The organism is Enterovibrio coralii, from assembly GCF_001559595.1.
GTDB lineage: Bacteria > Pseudomonadota > Gammaproteobacteria > Enterobacterales > Vibrionaceae > Enterovibrio > Enterovibrio coralii.
The window spans coordinates 183,181-197,209 of the sequence record NZ_LNTY01000025.1 but is presented as its reverse complement, the minus strand read 5'-3'; the positions used below and the strand labels follow the sequence as shown (position 1 = coordinate 197,209).

Sequence of the window (14,029 nt, the reverse complement as noted above, 5' to 3'; positions counted from 1 at the left end):
TTCAAGGGAGGCTTTCATTATCCCTCCCCGTTATCTTTACGATCTAACTTGTAGCCAGCACCACGGACGGTTTGAATAAGGGTGTCGCCAAACGGCTTCTCCAGCTTATTACGCAAACGGCTGATGTGCGTTTCAACCACGCTGGTTTGTGGATCAAAATGAATATCCCACACATGCTCAAGCAACATTGTGCGAGTAATGACTCTCCCCGGATGACGCAGGAACAGCTCTAAAATACGAAATTCTTTCGGTTGTAAATCAAGTGGTGTGCCTTGGCGCGTTGCCGTATGCTCGAACAAATTCAGCACCACATCGCCATAGGCGAGTTCAGGTTTGGTCTCTGTTGATTTCAACACAGCACGGCGGGAAAGTGCGGTCACGCGTGCCAGCAGTTCTGAGAAAGCAAAAGGCTTGGTGAGGTAATCATCACCACCAGCTTCTAACCCTTCAACACGGTCATCAACGCCGCCCAAAGAGGTTAAAAACAGAATCGGCGTACCGACTTGTGCCGCACGCAGTGCTTTAACCAGTGACAGGCCATCCAGTCCCGGCAACATGCGGTCGACAATCGCAACGTCATATTGCTCCGCCATACAAAGCGAGAGGGCGTATTTTCCATTATCGGCAACTTCGACTTGATGCCCAGCTTCCTTCAGCCCTTTTTCAACAAAGCTGCTGAGACTGACATCATCTTCTACCAATAGTACGCGCATTCTTTATCTCTCTCGATTTGAAATAAGTTTGCAGCGGGTTACGCCGCTGCAATAGGTTCTTCGGTGTTGTTTACTGGGTTGGCGACATCATTTTTCGCTTTGTATTCATGCCACTTCGCGATGATGACTGCGGCAACGCCGGCAAACAGACATGCACCCAGTGTAACCAGTCCCATCATGAAAAACAGCGAGAAAGTTACCACACCAACAACCAAGCCTAGGCCGTTTTCACGTACTTGTTTCGCTAGTGTTTTTGCACGTATCCAAATTCGTGATGTTTTGTTTGTATTTGTCATTGTAAAGCTCTCCATAGGATGTCTGCTGACACCCTGAATCGTGAATAGGTTAACTCAGTGACGCTTGTCATTTGTTCAATGAGATTACGACTTCACTGGTGCCATCGCGTTGATTTCAGTTTCCACGCGCTTGCCATTAGCGTTCAGCATTTCGACTTCGTAAGAGACGTTGTTGTGGTCATCTTCCATCGCTACGCTCCACGCTTTACCACCAAACTCCGCTTCAGCTTGCTGCACAGCACTTTCCAGTGACAGGTATTTGCCGCCATTCACGCCAGACAACCAAAGTGCGTTTTCCAGTTGGTCGTCTTGGTCGCGACGTTGCTGAGTCAGGATCACTTCGCCGGTTTGTGCGTTAATGACAGAGTGAATTTCTTCGCCATTTTTGCCAATCAGTTCGATTTCATAAATCGCTTGGCCCATTTCAACATCACGTTCTGCTTCGAACGGTGTTGCACCCGTGCTGTTTTTTGCAATTTCAACCGCTTGCAGTAACGAGACTGCATCTTCATTCATCGACTTTGGTGCATCGCTTGCGTAAGCGGTAAACGCTGTCATACCAAATACCAGAGCAACAGCAGCAGGTTTAAAAACGTTAGACTTTTTCATCATTCTTTCCTCGTATTGGGTGTTAACCCGACAAGGCTTGTTCCCTGTCGATGTGTGTACTTTACCCACATCAATTTGCGACAAGTTTTCCTGAACTATACATTTTTGTAAGGTTTGGACAGAAAGCGATTCGACGGCGATTTCGGTGGCTTATCTCTTTGGTTTACAATGTAAAAACCGTCGCACTTCCTTGAGATGCATCGCAGAAAATGTGACGATTTTTCGACTTCGCCAGTAAAGCCTTCACTATCTGGCTTCTTTTCCTTTGTCTGAATTCAACATGACCATCTGTATTTTTGAGCCACTTTCTCTCGAACACTGTGAGGCCTTGCTCAACTTTGAAATCAAAAACAGAGCATGGTTTGAACGTTACATTGCACCTCGTCCGCCACATTTTTTTGACTTGCATGGGCTAACGCGAGCAACGCACACCGCACTTGAACTGCAAAGCAACCTTACTCACCGACTGTTTGTGATGGTGGATGAACAACAGCGCATTGTCGGACGGGCAAACATCAATGAGATTCGCGACGACCACGCTGTGATTGGCTATCGAGTCTGTGAGCAAGCCGTTGGAAAAGGGATTGCCACCAAGGCAGTACAGGCTCTGATAGCTGTGTGCAAAGATGAGTTAGATGTGGACTATATGCTGGCAAAAACCACACCGCACAACATCGGCTCACAAAAGGTACTCGCCAAAACAGGCTTTCGATATATCGGTAGAGAGCGGAATGCCGCAAAGATTCAAGGACGCTTCAACGACCTTTGGCTTTATCAATTCGATCTGTAAAACGAAAAAACGCCGGTCACTGTACCGGCGTTTTCTTAAAGGCTGAGTTTCTTCTCGCTTTACGGTCTCAGTGTGGCGAAATCTAAGGGCTTACCATCTTGCTTTAAAGCAAAGAAGAAGGTTTCACCGCTGCTATCATCCACGCCGTCATTGTCGGTCACAGCAAAAGCGCGGCCATCTTTGGTTATCGCGAAACCTTCAATCTTGTCAGTGACATAACCGCCTTGCGCTTGGAGATCAGGGATGAAATCGTACACCACCTCTTTTTTCACCAGCGGCAATGCGCCACCTAACGAAGCTGGCGAGATGTCTGACAAAAGCACACGGGTCAGTTGCTTCACCTTTGCTGCCTCACCAATTTGGTTATCACGCTCAATAAGGTAAAGCGCACCGTCGTACGTGGTAATTTCAGACAGCCCTACCCAGCCTTTTGTAGCCGCATCAGTAGGATAACGTACCGCTTTCCAATCGCCGGTTTTGGTGTTGTATTGCACCAACTTCACGGTGTTTTCAGGGTCATCTTTCCAGCTGCGCTGAATGGCAATCCAAAGATTGTCGCCAACTCGGGTGATGCCTTCTGCGCCATAACGCTTCTCTACTGCCATTAACTCAGAAGGGAAAGCGACGGTTTCCACAATGTTACCTTTGGCATCGGTGCGATACAGCCCATGAGGAATTCCTTTGTCAGTACGTCCTTCTGACGCCAGCCAAAAGCCGCTGTTTCCATCAGTGGTAATACCTTCCAAATCCAGTTTCTTCGCAGGTTTACCATCACGCATTACCGGAATACGCGCGGTGATTTTCGCGGGTAAGGATGATGCATCAATCTTGAAGATCGAAGGCTGCGCTTTGTAAAAGCTGTCGTTCACAGCATAAAGGATGTTGTCATCGGAAGCGTCTGCCACGAGGCCTGACAATGCTCCCCAACCGATTGGTCGCCCGTCAACCATCACAGATTCAATTTGAGGTAGGCAGACTCAGCATCTTCTAATGCATACACCATGACATGCGCGCGAGCACCGCCATCTTCAATCAAGTCTTTTTCATTCGCCGTTACCAGAAGGTTTCTACTTGGGATCGCCACAGCAGATTCAGGGGCAATACCTGACGGCAAAAGCTGGATGAATTCAGGAGCCTTGCCAGTGTCGCGATACACTCCAACCACAGAGCCGCGCTCTGACAAGACGAAAATATAACGCTCACCGTTATACGTACCGACTTCCAACCCTTCTGGCTCCGCACCCTTATTGCCGGAGCGTTTTTCCGGATAGTGACCCGCCATCGCGACGCGATATTCGAAATCGAGCCCAGACTCATAAAGCTCTTCACCCGCCTTGTTGAAAATGGTGAAGCCGCGAGAACCACCTTCGTAATCACCTTCGTTGGCAATCACAAAGCGGTCATCATCAAGCCATTTAACCGCATCCGGTTCGCGCTTTCTTGCCAGTTGTTCGCCATCAAACGTCAGCGCACGCTCTTCGTCCAAATCAACGTTCGTAAGATCAACCTCGCCAGCCGGGAAGTCGTTCATCACTTTGCCTGTTTTGCCATCCACCAGCACAATGTGGTTGTTTTCCTGCAAGGTCACAACCACTTCACCCTTGCTGTTGATGTCGACAAACTCAGGTTCAGGATCTTGCGGCGCAATACCTGCAAGCCCTGTCAGGGCTACTTTCTTTTGCGCTTCACATTCGAGCAACCCCTTTTTCATTGGCACGAGTGCCAAGTGCCCCGCAGGAAACTGCGGCAATACGCCGTCGTTGAGGTCTTCATCGCGCTCGTTTTCAATCGCCACCGCGACAAAGCTGCCATCTTTTGCAATCGCAACGGAATCAGGTTGACCGCCTAAATCACACTTGGCGACTTGGGTTGAGGCATCAAGCGCGCGTTGAACAAGATAACCCGAAGGCTGGGTGTAGCTTTCTGAGGTGTTCACACCTGCAATAAAGGTGTCGCCGAAAATGGCGATGGAGGTTGGCTCCCCGTCGAGCGTGACAAAACCTTTGCCCTTGGGCATCTTCGGATTGGAAATATCAACAATACCGATACCACTCAACGGGCTATCGGAGTAAACCAAGGTATTGCCATCATCACTCGCGGCAATGATTTCAGCTGAGCTTTCGTGGGTTTTCTCAACACCCGGTGGAATGTTGTTCGCCGTTGGGAACGCACTGATCCGCTGAAAAGATTGGCTTTCGCTTGCTTGCACACTGGCACTGACAGATACCGCCAACAGAGAAAGCAATAGATTGCGCTGCATACGCATGGGTTCACTCCTTTAACACCATTTAAAGGGGCATACCTTTGTCGTTTCGGGTGACAACCCAATGACAGTTAGATGGCGTTTATTTTATCGCCTTGAAAAATGCGTCATGCCCTGCACTTTGCTTGAATATCCTTGGTGTTTAAAGCAGCCGTGAGACAGTGATTCTATTCATTTAGCCTTTCTAATTTTGTGGTTAATCCAAGATATTGCTGAAACACCAATCTCGTTGCTTGAGGAGTTCGCACTTTGTCACCACTTCGCATTGAGAATGTTTAAATAACGTTGCAGCTTGCTCAGAAAGTGCCTTGGCTCCCAGTGAATTCCCCTATTTTTCTCTATGCTGAATACAGTCAATTCGTAGAGGCAAAGCGGCCGTCACACGGCTGAAAAGCGACACGCTATTGTGGCATACCGCGAATGCCGAATCTTGGAGTAACCCAATGAATCAGCACGGCAAAATCAACTATGTTGAATTTCCCGCAACCGATCTGCTCGCAACAAAATCCTTTTTCTCTCAGGCCTTTGGCTGGACATTTACCGACTACGGCCCAGATTACACAGCCTTCTCCGACGCAGGATTAGATGGTGGTTTTTTCCGTTCTGAAAAACATGCGGACACGGATGTTGGGAGTGCCCTAGTCGTTTTCTACAGCGAACGATTGGAACAAACTGAAACCAACATTCGTCAAACTGGCGGAGAAATTGTTAAGCCTATTTTCACTTTCCCTGGCGGCCGACGTTTTCATTTCAGAGAGCCCAGTGGTAACGAATTTGCGGTTTGGTCAGATAAATAGCCGGCTATCAGTATAAAAAGGGTGCCCTCGCACCCTTTTTTGATCGCCTTTTTACCAACTAGAGCTCTCGCTGCATAATGTGTTGAGGACCCGCAGGACCACCGAGATAGCACTCCCCCGTGTCTTCAAAACCACATTTTAGGTAACAGCGGTATGCTGCTTCATTTCTGCAGTTGACGGTCAATTGCAGGCGATTGCAGTGTGGATAGGTACGCTGAACAAACGCTGGGAGGGAGCAAATCGCTTGTTTCGCAATCCCTTGTCCTTGATAACGCTCGTCGATAAGCAGCGCGCGTATACCAATCGTATCGTCAGCGGCAAAATCAACTGTACTTGAATACGCCAAGTCCAACAGGAAAAAACCAACTGGCTTACCATCCATCAAAATCAGGAAAGGGTGCTCTTGCGAAGACAGCACTGATACCGTTTCCACCACACTGCTAACCGTGAATACCTCCTGATCGGCACTAACACGTAACCCTTTCGCCTCTTGTTCCCATGCCTTGGAATACCGTTCAATGGTGATCATGCTGTCTCTCAACCTCTCCGATGTCTGAACGATAGGCTGCCAGTTTTGCGTTTGTCTTTAAAGCCATCTCTCCAAATGTTGTGGAATGTATTGAATAAGGCATGTCCTCACCGAAGTGCGCGTAACAACACCACTTTGTTATTAATTCAAACAAATTAAGACTAACCGTTAAGCGATAAAGAAAAACTCACTATGATATTAACAAGTTGGACGCTCTAGCTTATCAAAAACAAATTCGCCAACTTAATTCAGAACTTATCAATAACTCAGACAATCAATGGAATTAACCTCTCAATTTATATTTTTATTAATAACAAAGAATTCACCCCCCTATATAAAATATTTCCGAAAGCAATTTTTATTCGCTTGATTGCATAACGGTAATAACAATAATAAAGAGGCCCAAATGAAAAAAACGCTAATAGGACTGGCGATTGCGTCTGTGTTGACGGCTAACGCACACGCAGAGACAATGAGTTTCGAAGCATCTACAACGCTTATCATGACGCGTATGGCAGAGCTTGCTGAGTTGGCTAAAGATCCCTCGAATGTGGTCATAGAAGGAGACAAAAAGTACCTTTCTTACCGAGGAAAGAAGCTTCGAATAAATTATGACGGCAACGTTAAATTTGATTTATTCGACTTCGATTCAGAATTTGATACGGTTTTTGAATTTATCCCAACCGAATGGGAAAAATATTGGTACGACGGCGGATTTGATATTTACCCAATGGGATTTTTTACTGCCGAAAAATGCACATTTGGCATGTACCCTGCTGCTCGCGGTTCCAAAGACAATCAAGGGAATTATATTTGGAACGTTCCCAAACAAGTGTTCTCGACACGAGCGAGTGTGCAGATTTGACGCAAAGTGCCTCAATCTTTTTCAACAACAATATGCTCAGCAATGACCTCGTAGGCAGCCTAAACGGTGCCGTCCTGTTTGCTCAAGCCCACATTGTTCCGGCAAATCCGGACAACAACGAAAAGCGCATGCACTTGGTTTCTGACCGTAAAACCAAAGTCATGTTCAAGCCTGAACAAGCACCGACAGACTTCACCGCCATGCAGGTTTCGGTCTCCGATCGCTCTGGTAAGCTTTTAGGCACATTGGACATGCTTCATCCAAGTCAGCTTGCTAAAAACGTTCTAGCCATCCCGGAAATCCATAACACGGCTATCGATTTCTCGTTTAATCCCGAAACAGCCTTCGCCGTTCGTGAAGTATCGAGCGAGGCCGTTGCCGCAGCATTGGCTGAGCACGATGTGGTGGAACTAAAAACCTGGAATGGGCATTGGATTCGCGACATCGTCCTAGAACAAAACAACCCTGCGATGGATGGAAAAACCTTCGCATTCACCTCGAGTGCGGGTTACAACTCTGTGGTTTCCTATTACGAAGAACGTAAGAAAACCATCGTAAATGGCACCACCACAGTATTTAAGAACGTCAAAGGGACGTGGGTACTTGAAGACGATCTGATCTTCAACAAAATCGGCTATGGTGACGGTTTCTGGTCGGCTGAATTGCCAAAACACTGGGTAAAGCCTGGTGTCAGTTTCTCCTTTGAGAACCAAGGTAAAACAGGCACGCTCAACAATGTTAAAGTCGGCGCACCAACGGAACTGCTCATGCACACCATTGATGTCGGCATGCTGGTTGAGCCTCGCCGCAGCTTCCATTTCCAATACGACAAAGAAGCACAGCGCGAGTATTTTGAAACCGCACCGCTGAGCAAAATGGTGGTCAGTGAATACGAGCCTGTTCACCTAACAGAAGTGATGCTACCTGATGGCACCTTGCTCACAGACCACGATCCAAGCGAAGGTGGCTGGCACGGCGGTACAATGCGTCAACGTATTGGTAAAGAACTTATCTCTATCGGGATAAACAATGCCAACTACGGTATTCACACCACAATAGGCGTCGGAGAAAGCGAGAACCCATACCTTGCCGCACAGCTCACTGCACATAACACACGCGGCGTTTACAGCAATGGCGTGCAAACGCACGGTGGCTCCGGTGGTGCGGGCATGGTGACACTCGACAGTTCAATTGGGAACGAATTCAGTCACGAAGTCGGCCATAACTATGGTTTGGGCCATTACCCTGGTGGTTTCGAAGGCTCGGTTCATAAGCCTGCGCACATGACCAACTCAACATGGGGTTGGGATTCATCTAAAGATGTCTTCATTCCAAACTTCGCCCCTCAAAACAACGGCGGCGAGAGCTGCCACGATGGTCAGTGCGTTCCTGCATTCAATGACATGTTCCGCTTTGGCTATGACTCCATGGCAGGTGGCTGGGCAATGTACGATGCACAGCGATTTACGCTCTACACGCCATACTCGATGCACTTCATTCAAAAGAACTTGGAAGGCAAAGCCGTCTTTGATGAAACCTCATCAACAGGCTTCCGTAAGTGGGATGAAACGACTGAGAGCATGGAAGAATACACGCATCGCATCGACATCCTAGAGACAACCTCGGTTGAACCTTGGAATGCCAACGCTGAGTATATTGGGGGGCTATTCAATAACTTTGACAAGGTCGACTTGTCGACGTGGAACGGCCACTGGGCGCGTCATATGTCCGTGCCAGCAGCCTCTTTGGCGAACAAAGGAAAGATCTTTACGTTCAAATCTGACGCGGGTTACCACTCTTACCTCGACATCAACGGCGAGCAGATCACTGTCCCTTATGGCAGTCGATTGACGTATGTCTCAGATGGCCAAACTTGGGTCAAAGACGCCGAGTACCAATCCAGCCAAGCGCGCAAGCCGAAGGCCTTTGGTGTGCCAGTGACGACTCTGGTCGGCTATTACGACCCTGAAGCGACGCTAAGCAGCTATATCTTCCCAGCACTGCACGGCTCATATGGTTATGTCTACCCAGATGATTCAGCAACCCTGACGGCAAACAACTGTGCATTGGAAGTCGAGACCGCAAATGGTGCTGTCTTGAAATATGCACTGAAAAACAACCGCCGCAACACAGACAACATGAATAAGTTCCACGTCAACGTGGCACGCGCTGATAACCCAGTCGCTGCGTCCGTGGTGTGTGATGGCAAAGTGCTGGACACCAAAGCGATTTCGTCGCCAACGCTTGAGCCGGTATACACGGTACAAGGCGAAGATGCAGTTGCCGCACGTACAAGCTTCCGCTCACTCTTTGCTGCGCCTCAGCCTCGTATTCAAGCGTCAAAATACGCGCCACAGCAATGTGATCATGCCGATGGAGAACATCATCATCACTAAGGCAAAGTGACGTAACCTTGCCATAACCAAAAAGAGAAACCATTCGGTTTCTCTTTTTCGTTATTCTCGCTGCAACGCCGGCCCAGACATCCCGTCAGCCTGCGAAGTCCTGCCCTATAGTTCTTTCTTCATGTAGTAAAATCGGTCATCTTCTTTTACGAGTGTGAATCCCTCACGCGTGTAAAGATGAAAAGCTGGGCTGATTTTGAATACGCGAAGTTTTAGGTGTGCAGCACCTCGTTCTTTCGCGATGCGCGCTGCCTCATCCAGTGCTTTGGCACCAACCCCTCTGTTTTGAAACGCGGCGTTCACTTGAAGGTCTCGTAAGTACCCATCGCCGTTTTCCATCGCCATACGAATCGCGCCGACCACTTCCCCTTGAATGAGAATATCCCAATTATCCAAACCAGAAATTTGCTCATAAATGGTCGCTTGCTGCCAATCAACGCCATAGTGCGCATAGTAAGGGCGCATGTTTTCAAAAGTCAGGACAGCAGAGGTTGAAAGGTCTGTAGACGGTTGAAACGATACCAAGATGAATTCCCTGTGTGATCACCAGTTTGAATAGTGTTGTAGCATAACTGCTGTCAGTAGATAAATCCCTGCGCTAGCGGCAGGGATGTTAAAGGACGCGTTCAGTTTGCAGCCGCTTCCCACTCTGTCAGCAACTGCATGATTTGGCGAGAGTCTTCCCATGTCGCAAAAGGACTTTCCAACGCGACTTTCCCATGTTCAATTGCACGTCTTACGTTACGAACTTGGTAGAAGAAGGCATCTCCCTCGGCGTCGACAATCACTTCGCGCTTTGACGTTTCATACACTTCAACGGTAAACCGATTTTGTGCTGATGGAAGCCAAGGGTTCGAGTCCAAGGTGATACAACCTTTGCTACCAAGAATGGTAAATTGGTGCTTCAAACCATGGTCTTCCGCGGTGTGGACCATGGCCGTTTGTTGGTCGCCAAATCGCATCATCAGGTTGGCTTCACACAGGTTACCATCTCCACCACGTCTTCCGATGGCTTGCATATCGCTGTTTGCTAACACATCTTCACCTAGCAGGGTTTTTACAACGAGGTGAACCAGAGACAGAGGATAGCAACCCAAGTTATACAGCGCGCCCTTGCCTTCTGGGTTAACAAACTGCGCGATGGAAGCAATGTAAGACGCATGAATGGAGCGCAGCTCACCAATCTCGCCAGTGTTAAGTGCATCCAACAGAGCCGTTATTAAAGGATGATGCAAATACATTAACCCTTCAGCGAAAAAGACCTGATACTTTTCTACCGCTTGCAGAGCTGCCTCGGTTTTCTCCATGTCTACCGAGAGGGATTTTTCGCAAAGGATGGCTTTCCCTTTTTCGGCCGCTTTAATGATGTACTCATGGTGAAGGTGATTGGGCAAAGCGATATAAACCACATCAACGTTGCTATCTGCCAGTAACGCATCGTAGTCCGAATAGGTTGTATCCACCCCGTGTTGCTCAGCAAATGCGGCAAGGTTCTTCTCTGAGCGTCCCGCCACAGCATAAAGCTCGCTACCTTGGTCACCATTGATGGCATCCGCCATTACGCCAGAGATAAAACTGGTTCCGAGAATGCCCCACTTCATGACACTCGCTCCATGGTTTCAAACGCTTGAACAAGCGCAGTAACACCAGAGGCAATAAACGCCTGTGTATGCGGCATCGCAAAATGTGCGTCTATGGCAGCTCGGCTCGCATAACGCTCCCAAAGGATGACGCGGTGCGGGGCATTGTCATCATACGTCGCCCTCGCTTGAAGGCATCCCGCTTCACTTTCCATGTCGCGGCAAAACTGCTCAACGGCGTCTATCACATCATCTCTTGGATGATCAGGGTGCATTGCTAACTCAGCGGTGACAAAAATGGTTTGGTTCATACTGTTTGTTGGTTTGTCTGAAGTCATGCGCCAACTGTAATTACACCATCAAGATTGATAAACTCCAGCTCAGTTAATTGTTTATCAACCATGAGTTATTAATGGACAAGCTGACCAGCATGAAGATCTTCGCCTTCGTCGTCGAAAACGGCAGTTTCCGAAGTGCGGCAAACCACTTTGATATTTCACCAACCATGGTCGGCAAACACGTCAGCTATTTAGAGCAACGACTGGGCACCCAGCTCATCCACCGCACAACGCGCAAGCAATCACTGACCGAAGCAGGCCGTTTATATCACCTTGAATGCCAGCGAATACTAGAAGACATCAGCAACGCGGAAAACCTTATCCAGACGCTCATCAATCGCCCCACAGGTGTAGTGAAAATCAATTGTCCTGTGACCTTGGGAAAGAAAGTGATCGCACCGATTGTGGCGGAGTTTTTGGCGGTTTATCCCGACATCAACGTAGAGTTGATACTGGATAATAACCTCGTTGATCCCTTCAAAACTGACGCAGATGTCCTTGTTCGTATTGGCGAGTTGGCAGACTCTAATTTGGTCGCGCGCAAACTGGGCGATTATAAAATGATGTATTGCGCCTCCCCTACTTACATAGAGAAACATGGCCAAGTCTCGTCATTAGATGAATTGCACAATCACCATTGCTTGGGGTTTCACTACCATCAAGGAGAGAGCCAACAGGTTGTTAATTTGCCGTCCCGCACCTTCACTCAAAGCAATACGCGTCTAACATCGAACAATGGTGACGTATTGAAATTCGCGGCCATTCAAGGTGCCGGTATCTTGCTGCAACCCCAAATTCTGGTGGAAGACGAAATTAGCGAAGGTCTTTTGGTAGAAATCCTGCCGTATGCGGCTCCAACACCCAAGCCTATTCATCTGCTGTATCGCACCAAACAGCTCTCTTTGAAAAATCGCACATTTGTCGACTTTGTGCTGAGCAAGTTGACCTGATCTATCGTTTGCACGCGTCTTCGTTACTTTTCCACGATCAGGTAGGTGTGAAGTTCTGGGTATTGGTCGAACTCAAGGTGGCGAATGTGGCAGCCCAGCTCAATGAACAACGAAAGAAAGCCGCTAGTGCCAAGTGATGAGTAATAGACAGTCGGCCCCATGAAGTCATCTTCATGCTCTCCTTCTTCGGTAGTGCCACCAAAAGAGAAAATGAACACGCCACCATCATTAAGGCTATCAATGATTTTCGTCAGAACCGCCTTTTGGTGACGCAATGGTATGTGCCAGATGCTGTCCCACGCGGTGATCAGATCGTATTTATTCTCAAGTGTGTATTCACAGATATCAGCATGAATAAAGGCAACATCGGGATGTCGTTGCTTGGCTAGCGCGAGCATCTCGGAGGAAACATCGAGCCCAGTCATTAGAAACCCTTCGCCTTGAAGCAAGTCGATGAAGCGTCCCGTACAGCCGCAACCAATATCCAGTGCCGCGCCTTTGTGCTTAACGAAGGAGAGTGCTTTCTTGTGCGCTTCAATGCCATTGTTTCGATTGAAGTCTTCACGCTGCCATAGGTGGATGATGCTGTCATAGGCAAGACCAATCTGTTTGGGTTTCATGCGTCAATCCTTTGCGATAAACCAAACAGCATTGTGCCATAGCCTTGTGCGCAAGGCAGAAAAAAGCCCTCCGATGAGAGGGCTTTTAGCAAAATTTTCAGAAGGCTTACACTGGCATCGGCACCGGTTGCACTTTGAACAATCGACGGCATCTTTCCAAGAATACACCATACACCACACCCAGCATGCCTGATACCAAGGCGTTACTCGCCACTGCAGTAAGGATCTGGTTTGGCTCTGCACCCACAGTAAACAAGATGGCGGCGTACACTGGCGATTGGAAAACCACGTAAGCAAAGAAATCAGCCACACGCTTGGTTAAACGAGATGGGAACTGTCGAGTAGCGAAGCAAAGCACCTTATCTCGGAACACACCATACGGCCAGGCAATCAAGATATTGACTGGGATCGACAGCAGACGAGATGCTAAAGATTGCTCAAAAGACATGCCTGACACGAAAATTTCAATCAGCATGCCAGTAACAAAACTAAACACAACCATGGCGAACATATCAGCCACAACACTACGAACGCGATCAGCGCCTTTCATCTCTCTCCCCAAAATCGCTCTTAAAATCGAAAAAATTGTCCTAAAAAGAAGGACTAAAATATTTGAGTATTAAAACAAAAGGTCGGTAGCGTTAGGCACCATTTTAAAACATATAAACAGAATTATATTCTGTTTATATGTTTATTTTATGGCATGTTTAACTATTTAATTTTGGGGCATTTTTTGCGGTAATTTTGTTCAATCTTGCCGTCTGGATAGATCACGCGCCATGATGAGAGCCAGACCCAGCACTTGTAGGAACAAAGCGAGGTTTCGATAGGCAGAAGTCTTGCTGTTTAATTCTCGCTGGGATTCAGCCAGTTGAAGGTTATCCAAATATAGTGAATCTATCTTTTCACGTAGGAGATCCTGCTGTTGGTCAATCTTGAGCATGATCTTAGGAAGATTCTGCTGAGTGAGAGGCGTATTCACCATCTCGCCGAAGGCGTCTAACAGCCGGGTTCCAATATCGAATGACACTTGGTCATCCAAGGGCTTCAGAGCCATCACAATTAGCAAGGTTTCACGACGGCGTTCCAATGCATCCACTTGCTGCCATGTCAGTTGAATGAGCTGGTTATTGCCAAATTGCTTTTCCGCAACCAACGCGACCTCTTCACCTAAATCATCAATGACAAAATTCGTCATCAACGCGGCGACAATGTTAAGCACCAAGCCAGTTGCCACGATCAACCATGTTTTAATGGTAATGCGCACCACAAAT

Annotated in this window: 15 protein-coding genes and 1 pseudogene; 5 read left to right on the top strand and 11 right to left on the bottom strand. The window is 47.9% G+C overall.

Going from position 1 to position 14,029, the window contains the following annotated elements; translation table 11 throughout:
- Nucleotides 1-17: 17 nt before the first annotated feature.
- The 3 genes from ATN88_RS07980 to ATN88_RS07970 form a co-directional block, all read right to left on the bottom strand.
- Entirely contained in the window at nt 18-713 is a 696-nt protein-coding gene (locus tag ATN88_RS07980; protein ID WP_067413863.1) for a response regulator transcription factor, read from the bottom strand.
- 38 nt (nt 714-751) lie between these two features.
- Nucleotides 752-1,009, bottom strand: a complete 258-nt coding sequence (locus ATN88_RS07975; protein WP_067413860.1) for a hypothetical protein — start codon at nt 1,007-1,009, stop codon at nt 752-754.
- A gap of 84 nt (nt 1,010-1,093) precedes the next feature.
- On the bottom strand, nt 1,094-1,618 hold the full coding sequence (locus tag ATN88_RS07970) for a PepSY domain-containing protein (protein ID WP_067413854.1): 525 nt from the start codon (nt 1,616-1,618) through the stop codon (nt 1,094-1,096).
- Nucleotides 1,619-1,898: 280 nt separating this feature from the next.
- Between ATN88_RS07970 and ATN88_RS07965 the strand changes: the two genes are divergently transcribed.
- Nucleotides 1,899-2,408 (top strand): GNAT family N-acetyltransferase, encoded by a 510-nt coding sequence (locus ATN88_RS07965; protein ID WP_067413850.1) that lies wholly within the window; start codon nt 1,899-1,901, stop codon nt 2,406-2,408.
- A gap of 59 nt (nt 2,409-2,467) precedes the next feature.
- Here ATN88_RS07965 and ATN88_RS28560 read toward each other — a convergent pair.
- Nucleotides 2,468-4,674 (bottom strand): annotated as a pseudogene (locus ATN88_RS28560) (esterase-like activity of phytase family protein).
- Between the two features lie 440 nt (nt 4,675-5,114).
- Between ATN88_RS28560 and ATN88_RS07955 the strand changes: the two are divergent.
- On the top strand, nt 5,115-5,468 hold the full coding sequence (locus tag ATN88_RS07955; RefSeq protein WP_067413847.1) for a VOC family protein: 354 nt from the start codon (nt 5,115-5,117) through the stop codon (nt 5,466-5,468).
- A 58-nt stretch (nt 5,469-5,526) separates the two neighbouring features.
- Here ATN88_RS07955 and ATN88_RS07950 read toward each other — a convergent pair whose 3' ends face one another.
- Nucleotides 5,527-5,997 (bottom strand): GNAT family N-acetyltransferase, encoded by a 471-nt coding sequence (locus tag ATN88_RS07950; RefSeq protein ID WP_067413844.1) that lies wholly within the window; start codon nt 5,995-5,997, stop codon nt 5,527-5,529.
- A 406-nt stretch (nt 5,998-6,403) separates the two neighbouring features.
- Between ATN88_RS07950 and ATN88_RS27020 the strand changes: the two genes are divergently transcribed.
- Both ATN88_RS27020 and ATN88_RS07945 read left to right on the top strand, forming a co-directional pair.
- Entirely contained in the window at nt 6,404-6,862 is a 459-nt protein-coding gene (locus tag ATN88_RS27020; protein ID WP_232312957.1) for a hypothetical protein, read from the top strand.
- Nucleotides 6,811-9,258: a M66 family metalloprotease gene (locus ATN88_RS07945; RefSeq protein ID WP_232312954.1), complete on the top strand. Its 2,448-nt coding sequence runs from the start codon at nt 6,811-6,813 to the stop codon at nt 9,256-9,258. Before ATN88_RS27020 ends, ATN88_RS07945 begins: the two co-directional genes overlap by 52 nt.
- Before the next feature lie 114 nt (nt 9,259-9,372).
- On the opposite strand, the gene ATN88_RS07940 is transcribed toward ATN88_RS07945, so the two are convergent.
- From ATN88_RS07940 to ATN88_RS07930, 3 genes are all read right to left on the bottom strand, one after another.
- Nucleotides 9,373-9,792: a GNAT family N-acetyltransferase gene (locus ATN88_RS07940; protein WP_067413841.1), complete on the bottom strand. Its 420-nt coding sequence runs from the start codon at nt 9,790-9,792 to the stop codon at nt 9,373-9,375.
- 101 nt (nt 9,793-9,893) lie between these two features.
- Complete coding sequence (locus ATN88_RS07935; protein ID WP_067413837.1) at nt 9,894-10,868, bottom strand: Gfo/Idh/MocA family protein; 975 nt, start codon at nt 10,866-10,868, stop codon at nt 9,894-9,896.
- Complete coding sequence (locus ATN88_RS07930) at nt 10,865-11,158, bottom strand: putative quinol monooxygenase (RefSeq protein WP_067414116.1); 294 nt, start codon at nt 11,156-11,158, stop codon at nt 10,865-10,867. Before ATN88_RS07930 ends, ATN88_RS07935 begins: the two co-directional genes overlap by 4 nt.
- Nucleotides 11,159-11,259: 101 nt before the next feature.
- Here ATN88_RS07930 and ATN88_RS07925 point away from each other — a divergent pair, with 101 nt between their 5' ends.
- A complete protein-coding gene (locus ATN88_RS07925) occupies nt 11,260-12,135 on the top strand; it encodes a LysR family transcriptional regulator (protein ID WP_067413832.1) in 876 nt (291 codons plus the stop codon).
- Between the two features lie 23 nt (nt 12,136-12,158).
- Here ATN88_RS07925 and ATN88_RS07920 read toward each other — a convergent pair whose 3' ends face one another.
- From ATN88_RS07920 to ATN88_RS07910, 3 genes are all read right to left on the bottom strand, one after another.
- On the bottom strand, nt 12,159-12,755 hold the full coding sequence (locus ATN88_RS07920) for a class I SAM-dependent methyltransferase (RefSeq protein ID WP_067413829.1): 597 nt from the start codon (nt 12,753-12,755) through the stop codon (nt 12,159-12,161).
- Nucleotides 12,756-12,861: 106 nt separating this feature from the next.
- Nucleotides 12,862-13,305, bottom strand: coding sequence for an L-alanine exporter AlaE (locus tag ATN88_RS07915; protein ID WP_067413824.1), 444 nt, complete (start codon nt 13,303-13,305; stop codon nt 12,862-12,864).
- Between the two features lie 198 nt (nt 13,306-13,503).
- Nucleotides 13,504-14,022 (bottom strand): hypothetical protein, encoded by a 519-nt coding sequence (locus ATN88_RS07910; protein ID WP_067413821.1) that lies wholly within the window; start codon nt 14,020-14,022, stop codon nt 13,504-13,506.
- Between the last annotated feature and the right edge of the window lie 7 nt (nt 14,023-14,029).

What these genes read in the sequence shown, in the direction of transcription:
- ATN88_RS07975 (WP_067413860.1), bottom strand. Translation starts at nt 1,009, where the DNA reads ATGACAAATACAAACAAAACATCACGAATTTGGATACGTGCAAAAACA.
- ATN88_RS07935 (WP_067413837.1), bottom strand. Translation starts at nt 10,868, where the DNA reads ATGAAGTGGGGCATTCTCGGAACCAGTTTTATCTCTGGCGTAATGGCG.
- ATN88_RS27020 (WP_232312957.1), top strand. Translation starts at nt 6,404, where the DNA reads ATGAAAAAAACGCTAATAGGACTGGCGATTGCGTCTGTGTTGACGGCT.
- ATN88_RS07955 (WP_067413847.1), top strand. Translation starts at nt 5,115, where the DNA reads ATGAATCAGCACGGCAAAATCAACTATGTTGAATTTCCCGCAACCGAT.
- ATN88_RS07980 (WP_067413863.1), bottom strand. Translation starts at nt 713, where the DNA reads ATGCGCGTACTATTGGTAGAAGATGATGTCAGTCTCAGCAGCTTTGTT.
- ATN88_RS07970 (WP_067413854.1), bottom strand. Translation starts at nt 1,618, where the DNA reads ATGAAAAAGTCTAACGTTTTTAAACCTGCTGCTGTTGCTCTGGTATTT.
- ATN88_RS07950 (WP_067413844.1), bottom strand. Translation starts at nt 5,997, where the DNA reads ATGATCACCATTGAACGGTATTCCAAGGCATGGGAACAAGAGGCGAAA.
- ATN88_RS07920 (WP_067413829.1), bottom strand. Translation starts at nt 12,755, where the DNA reads ATGAAACCCAAACAGATTGGTCTTGCCTATGACAGCATCATCCACCTA.
- ATN88_RS07925 (WP_067413832.1), top strand. Translation starts at nt 11,260, where the DNA reads ATGGACAAGCTGACCAGCATGAAGATCTTCGCCTTCGTCGTCGAAAAC.
- ATN88_RS07915 (WP_067413824.1), bottom strand. Translation starts at nt 13,305, where the DNA reads ATGAAAGGCGCTGATCGCGTTCGTAGTGTTGTGGCTGATATGTTCGCC.
- ATN88_RS07930 (WP_067414116.1), bottom strand. Translation starts at nt 11,158, where the DNA reads ATGAACCAAACCATTTTTGTCACCGCTGAGTTAGCAATGCACCCTGAT.
- ATN88_RS07965 (WP_067413850.1), top strand. Translation starts at nt 1,899, where the DNA reads ATGACCATCTGTATTTTTGAGCCACTTTCTCTCGAACACTGTGAGGCC.